Genomic DNA, 14,671 nt, shown 5'->3' with positions numbered 1-14,671 from the left:
GGCAATGGACGACGGCACGGCACGCGAGAGCGGGGCCGACACCGAGGACCGGTCCGCGGACGGGCCGGGAGGCGGTGCCGGGGAGAAGACCGTGGGCGGCGCCGGAGGTGAGCCGGGGGACGGGAGCGCGGGCGGTACCGGATGCGAGGCAGCGGAACCGTCCGTCGGGCGGAACGGGCCGGAAGCCGCCGGCCGTGCGGGTGGCGGCACGCAGGCCGATGGCCAAGCCGAGGCGAAACGTTCCCGCCGCGCCCGCAGTGCCCGCAGTGCCCGCAGTGCCCGCCGCGCCCGCCGCGCCCGCCGTGCCCTCTTGGTCACCGCTCTGCTCCTCCTCCTTCCCCTCCTCGCCGCGGAAACAGCCCTCCGCGTCAACTACACCGGCACTCCCGCCCCCGGCACCCGCACCCGCCACCGGGACGCCCTCTGGCTCGGCCACGCCTGGGTCGACGGCCGCAAGACCGGTGCGGACGTCACCGCCCTGGCCCAACGCCTGAGGGACACCGGCATCCGGGACCTGTACGTCCACGCCGGCCCCCTGGAACACGACGGCACCCTGCCCAGGTCCGCGTACCCCAGGGCCCGTTGGCTGACAGCGGCCCTGCACGACGCAGCGCCCCGCGTCCGCGTCCAGGCCTGGCTCGGCGACAAGCTGGCCAGTGAGGGGCCCGTCGGCATGCGGCTGGACCGCCCCGCCACCCGTGCCGCCGTCCTGGCCTCGACCAGCGAGATCCTCGCCACCGGCTTCCAGGGCGTCCACTTCGACCTGGAGCCCCTCCACTCCGGCGACCGCGACTACCTCGCCCTCCTCGACGACCTGCGCGCCCTCACCCGCGCCCGGCACGCCGTCCTCTCCGTCGCCGCCCACCAGATCGACCCGCTGCCCGCTCTCCACTCCTTCTGGGGCGTGACCACCGGCCATCCCAAGTGGTGGTCGCAGGCGTACTTCGGGCAGGTGGCCCGCCGCGTGGACCAGATCGCCGTGATGTCCTACGACACCGCGCAACCGCTGCAGAGCCTGTACGGCGGCTACGTCGCGCAGCAGACCAGCCTCGCCCTGGAGGTCACCCCGTCCGGCACCGACCTCCTCATGGGCCTGCCCTTCTACCACACGGACAACGCCGGCCACTGGGCGAGCGCGGAGACCGTCCCGGCCGCCGTACGCGGCGTCCGCCTGGGCCTGTCCCGCACGGACGCCGATCGCGCCCGCTTCGGCGTCGCCCTGTACGTCGATTTCGCGGCGACACAGGGCGACTGGTCCGCTTACCAGAAGGACTGGGTGCAGCGGTAGTACCGGGACAGACACCGTGAGATGCTAACCGCCATGCACATGCTCATGATCGTCGCGAGTGTGCTGATCGTGGCACTCATGGCGGGGTTCGGCCTCGCGGCCGTCACGACCGGCTGGGTGATCCCGTTGGGCCGGCACCGGGTCCTGCGGCCGAGGCTGTGGGGGTACGGCCAGCTGGCCGGCGCGGTGGGTATCTCCCTGTGGATGTTTCTCGGGACGATCCCCCACAGGTTCGATGCGCTGCCGCTCATCGGCTGGCTCATGTTCATGGCGGGCCTGGGCGTCCAGATGCTCGCCCAGCGCCCCGGCCGCACCCCGCGGACCGGCGCTACGAAGTCCGCCTCCTGATCTTCGAGCCGAGCCACACCAGCGGGTCGTACTTGCGGTCGACCACCGCCTCCTTCATGGGGATCAGGGCGTTGTCGGTGATCCGGATGCCCTCCGGGCAGACCTCGGTGCAGCACTTGGTGATGTTGCAGTAGCCGAGACCGTGGTCGTCCTGGGCGGTGCGGGCGCGGTCCAGGCCGGTATCGGCGGCGGCGTCCAGCGGATGCATGTCGAGCTCCGCGATCCGCATCAGGAAACGCGGGCCCGCGAACGCCGCCTTGTTCTCCTCGTGGTCGCGGACCACATGGCAGGTGTCCTGGCACAGGAAGCACTCGATGCACTTGCGGAACTCCTGCGAGCGCTCCACGTCCTCCTGGAACATCCGGTACTCGCCAAGGCCGACGCCCGCCGGCGGGACGAACGCCGGAACCTCCCTGGCCTTGCGGTAGTTGAAGCCGACGTCCGTCACCAGGTCGCGGATCACCGGGAAGCCGCGCAGGGGAGTCACCGTGATCGTCTCGGCGCGGTCGAAGACCGACATGCGGGTCATGCACAGCAGCCGTGGACGGCCGTTGATCTCCGCCGAGCACGAACCGCACTTTCCCGCCTTGCAGTTCCAGCGCACGGCCAGGTCCGGCGCCTGCGTGGCCTGGAGACGGTGGATGATGTCGAGCACCACCTCGCCGTCGTGGACCTCGACCGTGAAGTCCGTCAGGCCGCCGCCCTCCACATCACCCCGCCACACCTTGAAGCGGGCCTCGTAGCTGCTCACTCGTACAGCTCCTCTTCGGTGAAGTACTTGACCAGCTCCTCCTTCTCGAAGAGGGCGAGCAGGTCGGGGCGGACGGGTTCGGTGGTCTCGCGGGAGAGGCGGATCCGGCCCCGGGCGGGGTCGGTGGCCGCCAGTTCCCCGGTGGGGTCGGCGAGCGCGCACAGGATGTTCACGTTGCGCCAGGCGCGGTCCATCGCCGGCCGGTCCTCGCGGGTGTGGCCGCCGCGCGACTCGGTGCGCTCCAGCGCGGCCCGCGCCACGCACTCGCTGACCAGCAGCATGTTCCGCAGATCCAGGGCGAGGTGCCAGCCGGGGTTGAACTGCCGGTGCCCCTCGACACCCATCCGGCGGGCCCGCACCCGCAGCTCGGCCAGCTTCTGCAGCGCCTGCTCCATCTCGCCCTCGCGGCGGATGATGCCGACGAGGTCGTTCATGGTCTGCTGGAGTTCCTGGTGCAGGGTGTACGGGTTCTCCGGTGCCCCCGCCTCGCCCTCCGACTCGGCGGAGAACGGCCGCAGCGCCTCCGCGGAAGCCCTGTTGACCTGGGCGTCGTCGACGACCGGGCGGTCACCGGCGAGGCCCGCGGCGTACTCGGCCGCGTGCCAGCCCGCCCGGCGCCCGAAGACCAGCAGGTCGGAGAGCGAATTGCCGCCGAGCCGGTTGGAGCCGTGCATGCCGCCGGCCACCTCACCGGCCGCGAACAGCCCCGGCACCCCACGGGCGGCGGCCGACTCGGAGTCGACCGCGATGCCGCCCATCACGTAGTGGCAGGTCGGCCCGACCTCCATCGCCTCCGCGGTGATGTCGACGTCCGCCAGCTCCTTGAACTGGTGGTACATGGACGGCAGGCGGCGCCGGATGACCTCGGCGGGCATACGGGTGGAGACGTCCAGGAAGACCCCGCCGTGCGGGGAGCCGCGGCCCGCCTTCACCTCGGCGTTGATCGCGCGGGCCACCTCGTCGCGGGGGAGCAGCTCCGGCGGGCGCCGGTTGTTGTCCGGGTCGTCGTACCAGCGGTCGCCCTCCTCCTCGGACTCCGCGTACTTCTCCTTGAAGACGTCCGGGACGTAGTCGAACATGAACCGCTTGCCCTCGGAGTTCCTCAGCACCCCGCCGTCCCCGCGCACGGACTCGGTGACGAGGATGCCTTTGACGGACGGCGGCCACACCATGCCCGTCGGATGGAACTGCACGAACTCCATGTTCAGCAGCGGTGCCCCCGCGAGCAGGGCGAGGGCGTGGCCGTCACCGGTGTACTCCCAGGAGTTCGAGGTGACCTTGAAGGACTTCCCGATGCCGCCGGTCGCGACGACCACCGCGGGGGCCTCGAGGACGAAGAAGCGGCCGGTCTCGCGGTCGTAGGCGAAGATCCCCGACACGCGCTCCGCGTCCTTCAGGATCCGGGTGACCGTGCACTCCTGGAAGACCTTCAGCCGCGACTCGTAGTCCCCGGTCTCCTCGAAGTCCTCCTGCTGGAGGGCGACGATCTTCTGCTGGAGGGTGCGGATCAGCTCCAGGCCCGTACGGTCGCCGACATGGGCCAGCCGCGGGTACTCGTGGCCGCCGAAATTGCGCTGCGAGATCCGGCCGTCCTTCGTCCGGTCGAACAGCGCACCCCAGGTCTCCAGCTCCCACACCCGGTCCGGGGCCTCCTGGGCGTGCAGCTCGGCCATCCGCCACTGGTTCAGGAATTTGCCGCCGCGCATGGTGTCGCGGAAGTGGACCTGCCAGTTGTCGTGCTCGTTGACGTTGGCCATGGCCGCCGCGATGCCGCCCTCGGCCATCACCGTGTGCGCCTTGCCGAACAGCGACTTGCAGATCACCGCCGTACGGCAGCCCCGCTCACGCGCCTCGATCGCGGCCCGTAGCCCGGCGCCCCCGGCACCGACCACGACGACGTCCCACTCCTGCCGGTCGACCACGGACATCAGTCAGTCCCTACTCGCTAGATCACCAGATCACTAGAAGAAGCGCGGATCGTCGAAGACGCCGGACGCGACGAGGTACACGTAGAAGTCGGCGAGCGCCACGCTCACCAGCGACGTCCAGGCGAGCAGCATGTGGCGGGCGTTGAGCCTGCCGACGAACTGCCACGCCCGGTAGCGCACGGGGTGCTTGGAGAAGTGCCGCAGCTTGCCGCCGACGATGTGCCGGCAGGAGTGGCAGGAGACGGTGTACGCCCAGATCAGCACGATGTTGACGAGGAAGACGAGGCTGCCGAGGCCCATATGGCCCCAGCGGTCGTGCGTGTCCCGGAAGGACAGCACGGTGTCGTAGGTCAGCACGCCGGCGACGAGCACGGCTGCGTAGAAGAAGTACCGGTGGATGTTCTGCAGGATCAGCGGGAAACGGGTCTCGCCGGTGTACGTCCGGTGCGGCTCGGCCACCGCGCAGGCGGGCGGGGACGCCCAGAAGCCGCGGTAGTAGGCCTTGCGGTAGTAGTAGCAGGTCAGGCGGAAGCCGAGCGGGAAGACCAGGATGATGATCGCGGGGGACAGTCCCCACCAGCTTCCGAACAGATCGGCGTTGGGGCCGCCGTGCATCGGCCGGCAGTTGTGCGCCAGGCACGGTGAGTAGAACGGCGAGACGTACGGCGGCGCGTAGTAGTCCGTGTTCGCGAAGGCCCGCCAGGTCGAGTACACGACGAAGGCGAACAGCCCGGCCGCGGTGGCGGCGGGCGCCAGCCACCAGCGGTCGGTCCGCAGATGCGGGGCGGCGATCGCGGCGCGCGTACCGGTGCGTACGCCGCCGCGGCTCTGTTGACGTTCCGTACCAGTGGCCAAGGGATGCTCCGCTTCCCGATCAGGGGGCGTGGCGGTCGCGGGCGCCGAGACCCTCGTCGTCCGTGTCCGTCCACAGGCTGATGTCGTACGGCGTGTCGGAGATGGTGACGAGGTCGGGACGGCGCGCTGCGTCCGGCGTGGAGGCCGCGTCGCGCAGCAGCGCCACACTTTCACTCAGATGGGCGGCGTCCATCCGGACCCGGCGCATGTCCAGGCCGATGGTGCCGAGGTGCTGTTCCAGGCGTCCCAACGACCGCTGAAGGTCGTCGAGGCAGCGCTGGACAGCGGTGATGTCGTCGTGCACGGACATGACGTGACCTCACTTCCCTGGGTCCTGCGGGCCCCGGCGGCGACGTTCATGCGCCTGCGAGTGTTGCGCGTCACACCTGCCGATGTGAAGGCATGTGCAGCGATTGGCGCAGGCGTGTCGGTGCTCCTTCCGTGTGTGTTGCGCCGCACGGGTGGGCTTGCCGCCCGTCGTCGCCGTGTCGCCCGGTGTTCCAGGATCGTTTCCTCTTCAGTGGCCGCATAGATGTGATCAGCTCCATATACCGCCAAAAGTGATCATAACGCCCGCGGCTTCCCGGAGGTAGCAGAGATGTCCCACCACGACGGCGTCAGCTCGCGCGCGGTGATGCGCTCGGTCGCCTTCCTCACCGCGGGCGCGCTCGCGGTGCCCTTCCTCGCCGGCTGTGGCTCGGACGACAAGACCAGCACCCCCCTCGCCCCGCAGGACATCGCAGCCGTCACCCGCGCCGAGGTCGCCGACGGCGGCACCCTGAAGTGGGCCGTGGACGCCCTGCCGGAGACCCTGAACGTCTTCCAGGCCGACGCCGACGGGGGCACCACCCGCGTCGCCCAGGCCGTGCTGCCGTCGATGTTCCGGCTCGACGCGAGCGGCCGGCCGGTACCGAACCCCGCCTATCTGGAGTCGGCGAAGGTCATCGAGACCGAGCCGCGGCAGGTCGTGCTGTACAAGCTGAACCAGCAGGCGGTGTGGAGCGACGGCCGGGAGATCGGCGCCGCCGACTTCGTCGCCCAGTGGCGTGCCCTGTCCGGCAGGAACAGCTCCTACTGGACCGCCCGCAACGCCGGTTACGACCGCATCGCCAAGATCGAGCGCGGCGCCGACGACCTCCAGGTCCGGGTCACCTTCAGCCGCCCCTACGCCGACTGGAGGTCGCTGTTCTCCCCGCTGTACCCGAAGGAGGTCATGGGCACCCCGGACGCCTTCAACGACGGCGCCCGGCGCAAGCTGAAGGTGACCGCCGGGCCGTTCCGGGTGGAGAAGGTCGACACCGTCGGCAAGGACGTCGTCCTCGCCCGCAACCCGCGCTGGTGGGGCCGGCCCGCCAAGCTGGACCAGATCGTGCTGCACGCCGTGCCCCGCGACAAGCGGGCCGCCGCTCTCGCCGACGGCGGCGTGGACCTCGCCGAGATCGACCCCGTCGACGCCGAGCGGATCGGCGCCGCCGGCCGCTCGAAGGGCGCCGGCACCCCGCTGCAGGGCGGCGGGAAGACCTCCGCCAAGAAACTGCGGGGCTGGGCGCTGGCGCACGGCTTCGCCTCCGACGAGGTCCACGTCGGCCGGAAGAAGCTGGCCAAGGCCATCAGCCGGTACCTGGAGCAGCAGCAGGCGCTGCGCGACATCGAGGTCCGCAAGTCGTTGGAGCCCGCCTACACCCAGCTGGCCCTCAACGGCTCCTCCGGCCCCCTGACCGACGAGCGCGTGCGGCGGGCCGTCGCCCGGGCCCTGAACCGCAGGCAACTGGCCAGGCTGGTCCTCACCCCGCTGGGCCTGCCCGCCGTCCCGGTCGGCAGTCACCTCGCTCTGTCCGGGCAGGACGACTACACCGACGGCAGCGGCGCCCTCGGCAGCCAGGACACCAAGGAGGCGCAGGCGCTGCTCGCCGACGCCGGTTGGGTGGTGGGCGGGCCCGTCACCCAGCCGCTGAAGAAGGGGGAGAAGGCGGCCGGCCCCGAGAAGGACCAGGAGAAGCCCTCCCAGGGCGGCAAGGACGGCCAGTACATCGTCGGCGAGGACAACAAGAGCGGCGACGACAAGAGCGGCGACGACAAGAGCGGCGACGACAAGAGCGGCGACGAAAGGGAAAGGCGGCACGAGCCGGCCGAGGACAGGCGCAACAAGGGCGACGAGGGTGGCAGGCACCTCGCCCAGGAGGGCCGGGGCGGCGGTGCTCCCGGCGCGTACGCACCCAAGGGCACGGCCGCACCGGCCGGCGCGAAGACCGGTCCGCTCGCCAAGGACGGCAAGGCGCTCACCCTGCGCTTCGTGCTGCCCTCCGGCCCCGGCTCGCAGACACTGGACACCGTCGCCGGGCGGATCACGGCGATGCTGGAGAAGGTCGGCATCAGCACGACGATCACCAAGGTCTCGGACGAGAGCTACTTCAAGGACCACATCGCCGCCGGCGACTACGACCTCGCCCTGTACTCCTGGCCGGCCTCCGCCTTCCCGGCCACCGACGCCCGGCCCCTCTACGCCAAGCCGGTCCCGGCCGCCGACGGCTCGGTGAACATCGGGCAGAACTACACCCGGGTCGGCACCGACCAGGTGGACCAGCTCTTCGACCAGGCCGCCGCCGCGCTGGACGAGGACGAGTCACGCGACCTGCTCCGCCAGGCCGACGCCCGGATCTGGGCCGCCGCCGGCTCGATCCCGCTCTACCAGCGTCCGCAGCTGGTCGGCGTCCGCCGGAACCTGGTCAACGCCGGTGCCTTCGGCTTCCAGACGCCGATCTACGAGGACATGGGCTACCTGAAGAAGGGCGCGAAGGTGCCGCGCAGTCCCAAGAAGGGCTGAAGCCCGGGTCCGCACGCCTTTGACGTGCGCAAACGGACCTGGGGAGGCCGACTCTCCCGAGGCCACGTAACATGGGGTGAGGCCGTGGCATGTCAAGCCCGGCAGGACCCGCGTCACACGGACGTACCCAGCAGGGTCCTTCTCACCACTCCGGGAGTACGCCGCAATATGGCCACGCGCCACGACATCCGCAACGTCGCCATCGTCGCCCACGTCGACCACGGCAAGACCACCATCGTCGACGGCATGCTGAAGCAGGCCGGTGCCTTCGCCGCCCACCAGCTCGACCAGGTCGACGACCGCGTCATGGACTCGAACGACCTGGAGCGTGAGAAGGGCATCACGATCCTCGCCAAGAACACGGCGGTCAAGTACCACCCGAAGGACGGCGGGGAACCGATCACGATCAACATCATCGACACCCCCGGCCACGCCGACTTCGGCGGTGAGGTCGAGCGTGGCCTGTCGATGGTCGACGGTGTCGTGCTGCTGGTGGACGCCTCCGAGGGCCCGCTGCCGCAGACCCGCTTCGTGCTGCGCAAGGCGCTCCAGCAGCGCCTGCCCGTCATCCTGTGCATCAACAAGACGGACCGCCCGGACTCCCGCATCGACGAGGTCGTCAACGAGACCTACGACCTCTTCCTCGACCTGGACGCCGACGAGGAGCAGATCGAGTTCCCGATCGTCTACGCCTGCGGTCGTGACGGCATCGCCTCGCTGACCAAGCCGGACAACGGCACGGTCCCGTCCGACAGCGACAGCCTGGAGCCGTTCTTCTCCACGATCCTGGAGCACATCCCGGCCCCCACGTACGACGAGGACGCGCCGCTCCAGGCCCACGTCACCAACCTGGACGCCGACAACTTCCTCGGCCGTATCGCGCTGCTGCGCGTGGAGCAGGGCGAGCTGCGCAAGGGCCAGACGGTCGCGTGGATCAAGCGCGACGGCAGCATCAGCAACGTCCGCATCTCCGAGCTGATGATGACCGAGGCGCTCACCCGCAAGCCCGCCGAGAAGGCCGGCCCGGGTGACATCTGCGCGGTCGCCGGTATCCCGGACATCATGATCGGCGAGACCCTGGCCGACCCGGAGAACCCGGTCGCGCTGCCGCTGATCACGGTGGACGAGCCGGCGATCTCCATGGTCATCGGTACGAACACCTCGCCGCTGGTCGGCCGTGGCGGCACCGGCAAGGGCGCCGACGCGAAGTCGGCCGTGAAGGACCGCAAGGTCACCGCCCGCCAGGTCAAGGACCGCCTGGACCGCGAGCTGATCGGTAACGTCTCGCTGCGCGTGCTGGAGACCGAGCGTCCGGACGCCTGGGAGGTGCAGGGCCGTGGTGAGCTGGCGCTGGCCATCCTGGTCGAGACCATGCGCCGGGAAGGCTACGAGCTGACCGTCGGCAAGCCGCAGGTGGTCACCAAGGACGTGGACGGCAAGGTCTACGAGCCGGTCGAGCGCATGACGATCGACGTGCCCGAGGAGCACATGGGCGCCGTCACGCAGCTCATGGGTGTCCGCAAGGGCCGCATGGACAACATGTCCAACCACGGCTCGGGCTGGGTCCGCATGGAGTTCGTGGTGCCGTCCCGCGGCCTGATCGGCTTCCGCACCGAGTTCCTGACCCAGACCCGCGGCACGGGCATCGGCCACTCCATCCACGAGGGCCACGAGCCCTGGTTCGGCGCGCTGCAGACCCGTAACAACGGCTCGCTGGTCGCCGACCGCGCCGGTGCCGTCACCGCGTTCGCGATGACGAACCTTCAGGAGCGCGGCGTGCTCTTCGTGGAGCCGGGCACCGAGGTGTACGAGGGCATGATCGTCGGTGAGAACTCCCGCTCCGACGACATGGACGTCAACATCACCAAGGAGAAGAAGCTCACCAACATGCGGTCCTCGACTGCCGACGTGGCCGAGTCGATCGTCCCGCCGCGCAAGCTGTCGCTGGAGCAGTCGCTGGAGTTCTGCCGTGACGACGAGTGCGTCGAGGTGACTCCGGAGGCCGTTCGCATCCGCAAGGTCAACCTCGACCAGCGTGAGCGGGCCCGCGCCGCGAGCCGCGCCAAGCACGGCTGATCCGGCCGGTCCGGCCGACCCGAACCCGGGTGTCCCCAAGAGTGGGGGCGCCCGGGTTTTTTGCAACCCATTTTCCGGCCCCCGCACGTCCGTGGTGTCCGAAATGCGGAGAAGCTCGCCCGATACCCATGTAACACGTCCGTTTCGCGGCTTCTCCCGCCGAACCGTTTGTCCATTTTTTGGAAGCTCTCCATGCCAGCTGTGACTGAATTGAGATTTTAGAACGGTGGTCGCCACCTGGCTCATGGCAGATAGTTAGCCGCGTAGCGCTCGGGTCAATGGGTCTCGCGCTGTGGGGACAGCGCGCCGACTCACGAGCAACAGGGGGTGTCTGACCTTCCGTCAGGGGTGTCGGAGGGAAGACGTAAGCCCTCTCCTGTTGGTGAACACGTGAAGTCATGAGGAGGAACCCCCATGCGCGGTGTCACGAGCACCAGGTGGGTCAGTCCGTCGCTTCCAGCAGTGTGAACCGGGCGTAGTACTACGCGCGTCCTCCAGGGGTTTCGCACGTCCTCGGAGTATCCGGGTACCTCTCACACTCATACCTGCGAAACGGACGAACCGTGACAAGTCCTATCGACATTGAGGGCGGCGGGGCGTCAGTCGTCGTCGGCGGTGAACCAGAGCCGAAGACGACGGACGACACCGTCAAGCTCGAAGGCCGTTCACCCGGCCAGCTGATGTGGCTGCGCTTCAAGCGCGACCGCACGGGCGTGATCTCGGCCTACGTCGTGGGCTTCTTCTTCCTGATCGGCCTGCTGGCCCCGCTCATCGCCAAGCTGTACGGCAAGGACCCGTACACGGTGTACGCGGACGAACGGCCCGAACTCTTCGACAGCGCCGGCGTGCCGGTGAAGCCCAACGGTGGCATCAGCGGCGACTTCTGGTTCGGCCTCGAACCGGGCAACGGCTACGACGTCTTCACCAAGCTGCTGTACGGCATCCGCACCTCGCTGATGATCTCGGTCGCCGTCACCATAGCGGTGGTGGTCACCGGCATCCTGCTCGGTGTCGCGGCCGGGTACCTCGGCGGCAAGGCCGACTACGCCATCGGGCGGGTCATCGACTTCCTGCTGGCCTTCCCGGCCCAGCTGTTCTTCATCGCGAGCATGCCGGTCGTGGTCTCACTCTTCGTCAGCCCGCGCGACGAGACGCCCACGTACGTCCGGGTGGTCGCGCTGATCCTCGTCCAGTGGTTCCTGGGCTGGATGGGACTCGGCCGCATCCTGCGCGGCACCGCACTCTCCCTGCGTGAGCGGGAGTTCATCGAGGCGGCCAAGGTGAGCGGCGCCTCCTCGTGGCGGATCATCCGCAAGGAGATCCTGCCCAACGTCGTCACACCGCTGCTGGTGCAGGCGACGTATCTGCTGCCCGGCTTCGTCACCGCCGAGGCCGGCCTGTCCTACCTGGGCGTGGGCATCGTCGAACCGACCCCGGACTGGGGACAGATGTTCGCGAAGGCGTCCACGGAGCTGGTGATGCGCAACGACATCACCTACATGTTCTTCCCCGGCATCTCGATGATCATCTTCATCGTCGCGTTCAACCTGCTCGGGGACTCGGTCAGAGACGCCTTCGACCCCAAGACCGCGCGCTGACCAGCACTCTCAAACACTCGCACATCAACTGCACGGTCACAGCAAGCAGTTACTCCGCACTGGTGACACTTCGTCGCACTGGTGACACACAGATGGGTGGGAATCTTCGTGATGAGTAGGGGCGGACGCCACGCATACGGCGCACTCTCCATGCTCGCGGCCGGAGCTCTTGTGCTCACCGGTTGCAGCAAGGGCGGCAGCGACAGCGGCAACGACGGCAAGAAGGACCAGCAGAACGCCAGACGCCAGCAGGCGTCCATCAAGTTCGGCGGCGCCGCCGACTCCACGGGTCCCGCGCCGGACGTCCCCGGCGCAAAGCCGGGCGGCACGATGGAAGTACTCCAGCGCGACAGCTATGCCCACCTCGACCCGGCGCAGATCTACGTCTCGGACGAGGGCTCGCTCGCCACGCTGCTCCACAGAGGGCTCACCGGGTACAAGTCGACCAACAACGACGGCAGCGGCCACGAGGTGGTCGGCGACCTCGCCACCGACTCCGGCACCACCACCGACGGCGGCAAGACCTGGAAGTACACCCTCAAGGACGGCATCAAGTTCCAGGACGGTTCCCCGATCACGTCCACGGACGTGCGGCACAGCATCGAACGGCTCTTCGCGCCGTTCATCAACGAGGGTCCGACCTACCTCCAGCAGTGGCTGGCCAACACGCCGGGCACCGCCTACCGCAAGCTCCTCAAGGGCGGCCCGTACAAGGGCAAGCACCTTCCCAGCTCCGTCCTGGAGACCCCGGACGACAAGACCGTCGTCTTCCACTTCAAGGCCCCGCACCCCGACCTGCCGTACGCGCTCGCCATGGCGGGGTACGCCGTGGTCTCGGAGAAGGCCGACACCAAGGAGCGCTACGACAAGGCGCCGCTGGTGACCGGACCGTACAAGATCCAGTCGTTCAAGTCCGGCAAGTCGATGGTGCTGGTGAAGAACCCCAACTGGGACCCGAAGACGGACCCCATCCGTCACCAGTACGTCGACCGGTTCAACATCACCTTCAACCAGCAGTTCGAGACGTCCACCAAGGCGCTGCTCGCCGACAGCGGCGCGGACCAGACCGGTGTCAGCTTCAACAACCAGGTCGACGCGGGCAACCTGTCCCAGGTGCTGAGCGACCCGAAGATGAAGGCGCGCACCGTCTCCGGCTACCAGCCGTACGTGGGCCAGATGAACATCAACATGCACCACCCGGCCATGCAGGACAAGACGGTCCGCGAGGCCATCGCCTACGCCCTGCCGATCACCCCGTTCGTGCGCGCCTTCGGCGGCACCGACGCCATGGAGGTCGCCGGCGGCCTGATCTCCCCGACCGTGTCCGGCTACAACGCCGCCTTCGACCCGTGGGGCAAGAAGAAGAACCCCGCCGGTGACCCCGCCAAGGCCAAGGCGCTGCTGAAGAAGGCCGGCAAGCTCAACATGAAGCTGACCTTCGGCTACATCAACACCCCCGAGGGCCAGCAGTACTCCACCGCCATGGCCGCGGGCCTGAAGAAGGCCGGCTTCGACGTCCAGCGCCAGGAGATCCCGGCCGAGACCTACTACGACCAGGTCTCCAAGCTGAACAACAACTACGACATCTTCCACACCGCGTGGGGTGCCGACTGGCCGTCCGCCTCGACCGTCATCCCGCCGCTGTACGACGGCCGGGTCATCGCCGACGGCGCGTCGAACTACTCGCAGGTCAACGACCCGAAGGTCAACAGCGAGATCGACCGGATCAACTCGATCACCGACCCGGTGAAGTCCGCGGCCGAGTGGGAGAAGCTCGACGAGTACCTCGTGAAGGACGTCGTCAACGTCGTTCCGACCGCGTACTACAAGCAGGTCCAGATCGCCGGTTCCAGGGTCGGCGGCCTCGTCTACGACGACGTGATCGGCGGCGTCGACCCGCGTCGCCTGTTCATCAAGTAACCGTCCCCGCCCGGTACCCGGCGCGTCCCCGGAGCCTTCCGGGGCGGCGCGCCGGGTGCCGTCCGGCCCGTCGACGTCAGAGAGCTGCCCCTGTCATGCTGCGCTTCCTCGTCCGCCGGACCCTCGGCGCCGTCGTCATCCTCTTCCTGCTGAGCATCGTCACGTTCCTGCTGTTCTTCGGGGTGCCCCGGGATCCCGCACTGCTGATGTGCGGCAAGACCTGCAACCCGGACAGCATCGCCAACATCCACCACGTGCTCGGCCTCGACAAGTCGATCCCCGAGCAGTACGGGATCTTCCTGCACAACCTCGTGCTGGGCAGCAACGACTTCGCCCAGGGCCCCTGCCCCGCCCCCTGTTTCGGGTACTCGTACCACACCAACGAACAGGTGTGGAGCACGCTGATGGACCGCCTGCCGACCACCGTCTCGCTCACCCTGGGCGGCGCGGTGTGCTTCCTGATCATCGGCCTCGGCACCGGACTGCTCGCCGCCTGGCGGCGCGGCACGCTGATCGACAAGGCGGCCACCGCCGGCGCCATGGTGATCAGCTCGATGCAGATCTACTTCCTCGGCCCGCTGGCCCTGGCCGTCCTCGTCTACCAGACCCACTGGTTCGACAAACCGGCCTACAACGAGTTCACCCAGGACCCCGTCAGCTGGTTCACCGGTCTGATCATCCCCTGGGTGGTCCTCTCCACGATCTTCGCCGCGCAGTACACCCGTATGTCCCGCTCGTCGATGATCGAACAGCTCCAGGAGGAACACGTCCGCACCGCCCGCGCCAAGGGCATGTCCCGGCAGTACGTCTTCTTCCGCTACGCCTGGCGCGGTTCGCTGATCCCGATCGTCACCATCTTCGGCATCGACCTCGGCTCCCTGCTCGGCGGGGCGATCATCACCGAGTACACCTTCGGCCTGCCGGGCCTCGGCCAACTCGCCGTACAGTCGGTCTTCTTCAGCGATCTTCCGCTGCTGCTCGGCGTGATGCTGTTCTCCGCCACCATGATCCTGCTCTTCAACATCATCGTCGACGCCGCCTACGCCTTCATCGACCCGCGCGTGCGGCTGGCCTAGGAGCCCT

Annotated in this window: 11 protein-coding genes; 7 read left to right on the top strand and 4 right to left on the bottom strand. The window is 68.7% G+C overall.

The genetic code is table 11. The features are described from left to right. Positions 1-4 precede the first annotated feature (4 nt). Positions 5-1,288, top strand: coding sequence for a glycosyl hydrolase family 18 protein (locus tag K7G59_RS27855; protein WP_225838943.1), 1,284 nt, complete (start codon positions 5-7; stop codon positions 1,286-1,288). A 33-nt stretch (positions 1,289-1,321) separates the two neighbouring features. Continuing rightward, entirely contained in the window at positions 1,322-1,636 is a 315-nt protein-coding gene (locus K7G59_RS27850) for a hypothetical protein (protein ID WP_225838942.1), read from the top strand. Here K7G59_RS27850 and K7G59_RS27845 read toward each other — a convergent pair. Genes K7G59_RS27845 through K7G59_RS27830 form a run of 4 tightly spaced genes read right to left on the bottom strand, consistent with a single transcriptional unit; the run spans position 1,617 to position 5,480 of the window. Continuing rightward, complete coding sequence (locus K7G59_RS27845; protein WP_225838940.1) at positions 1,617-2,387, bottom strand: succinate dehydrogenase/fumarate reductase iron-sulfur subunit; 771 nt, start codon at positions 2,385-2,387, stop codon at positions 1,617-1,619. The two genes, K7G59_RS27850 and K7G59_RS27845, sit on opposite strands and share 20 nt — an antisense overlap. After that, positions 2,384-4,315: a fumarate reductase/succinate dehydrogenase flavoprotein subunit gene (locus tag K7G59_RS27840; protein WP_225838938.1), complete on the bottom strand. Its 1,932-nt coding sequence runs from the start codon at positions 4,313-4,315 to the stop codon at positions 2,384-2,386. Before K7G59_RS27840 ends, K7G59_RS27845 begins: the two co-directional genes overlap by 4 nt. Positions 4,316-4,348: 33 nt before the next feature. Then, complete coding sequence (locus K7G59_RS27835) at positions 4,349-5,170, bottom strand: hypothetical protein (RefSeq protein ID WP_225838936.1); 822 nt, start codon at positions 5,168-5,170, stop codon at positions 4,349-4,351. 19 nt (positions 5,171-5,189) lie between these two features. Beyond that, positions 5,190-5,480 carry a hypothetical protein gene (locus K7G59_RS27830; RefSeq protein WP_225838935.1) on the bottom strand — a complete coding sequence of 97 codons (291 nt, stop codon included), beginning with the start codon at positions 5,478-5,480 and terminating at the stop codon, positions 5,190-5,192. 288 nt (positions 5,481-5,768) lie between these two features. Here K7G59_RS27830 and K7G59_RS27825 point away from each other — a divergent pair, with 288 nt between their 5' ends. The 5 genes from K7G59_RS27825 to K7G59_RS27805 all read left to right on the top strand — a co-directional run bounded on the left by K7G59_RS27825 (position 5,769) and on the right by K7G59_RS27805 (position 14,664). Beyond that, a complete protein-coding gene (locus K7G59_RS27825; RefSeq protein WP_225838933.1) occupies positions 5,769-7,994 on the top strand; it encodes an ABC transporter family substrate-binding protein in 2,226 nt (741 codons plus the stop codon). 168 nt (positions 7,995-8,162) lie between these two features. Further along, positions 8,163-10,070 (top strand): translational GTPase TypA, encoded by a 1,908-nt coding sequence (gene typA, locus K7G59_RS27820; protein WP_225838931.1) that lies wholly within the window; start codon positions 8,163-8,165, stop codon positions 10,068-10,070. Between the two features lie 563 nt (positions 10,071-10,633). Further along, a complete protein-coding gene (locus K7G59_RS27815; protein ID WP_225838929.1) occupies positions 10,634-11,668 on the top strand; it encodes an ABC transporter permease in 1,035 nt (344 codons plus the stop codon). A 111-nt stretch (positions 11,669-11,779) separates the two neighbouring features. Continuing rightward, on the top strand, positions 11,780-13,588 hold the full coding sequence (locus tag K7G59_RS27810) for an ABC transporter substrate-binding protein (protein WP_225838927.1): 1,809 nt from the start codon (positions 11,780-11,782) through the stop codon (positions 13,586-13,588). A gap of 95 nt (positions 13,589-13,683) precedes the next feature. Beyond that, positions 13,684-14,664 (top strand): ABC transporter permease, encoded by a 981-nt coding sequence (locus K7G59_RS27805; protein ID WP_225838925.1) that lies wholly within the window; start codon positions 13,684-13,686, stop codon positions 14,662-14,664. Positions 14,665-14,671 lie beyond the last annotated feature (7 nt).

Source organism: Streptomyces sp. NK08204 (assembly GCF_020400585.1).
In the GTDB taxonomy this organism is placed as follows: Bacteria; Actinomycetota; Actinomycetes; order Streptomycetales; family Streptomycetaceae; genus Streptomyces.
This window is presented reverse-complemented; position numbering and strand designations above follow the sequence as displayed.

Excerpts from the sequence above, each read along its gene's own strand:
- K7G59_RS27855 (WP_225838943.1), top strand. The coding sequence starts at position 5 with ATGGACGACGGCACGGCACGCGAGAGCGGGGCCGACACCGAGGACCGG.
- K7G59_RS27850 (WP_225838942.1), top strand. The coding sequence starts at position 1,322 with ATGCACATGCTCATGATCGTCGCGAGTGTGCTGATCGTGGCACTCATG.
- K7G59_RS27840 (WP_225838938.1), bottom strand. The coding sequence starts at position 4,315 with ATGTCCGTGGTCGACCGGCAGGAGTGGGACGTCGTCGTGGTCGGTGCC.
- K7G59_RS27830 (WP_225838935.1), bottom strand. The coding sequence starts at position 5,480 with ATGTCCGTGCACGACGACATCACCGCTGTCCAGCGCTGCCTCGACGAC.
- K7G59_RS27825 (WP_225838933.1), top strand. The coding sequence starts at position 5,769 with ATGTCCCACCACGACGGCGTCAGCTCGCGCGCGGTGATGCGCTCGGTC.
- typA (WP_225838931.1), top strand. The coding sequence starts at position 8,163 with ATGGCCACGCGCCACGACATCCGCAACGTCGCCATCGTCGCCCACGTC.
- K7G59_RS27810 (WP_225838927.1), top strand. The coding sequence starts at position 11,780 with ATGAGTAGGGGCGGACGCCACGCATACGGCGCACTCTCCATGCTCGCG.
- K7G59_RS27805 (WP_225838925.1), top strand. The coding sequence starts at position 13,684 with ATGCTGCGCTTCCTCGTCCGCCGGACCCTCGGCGCCGTCGTCATCCTC.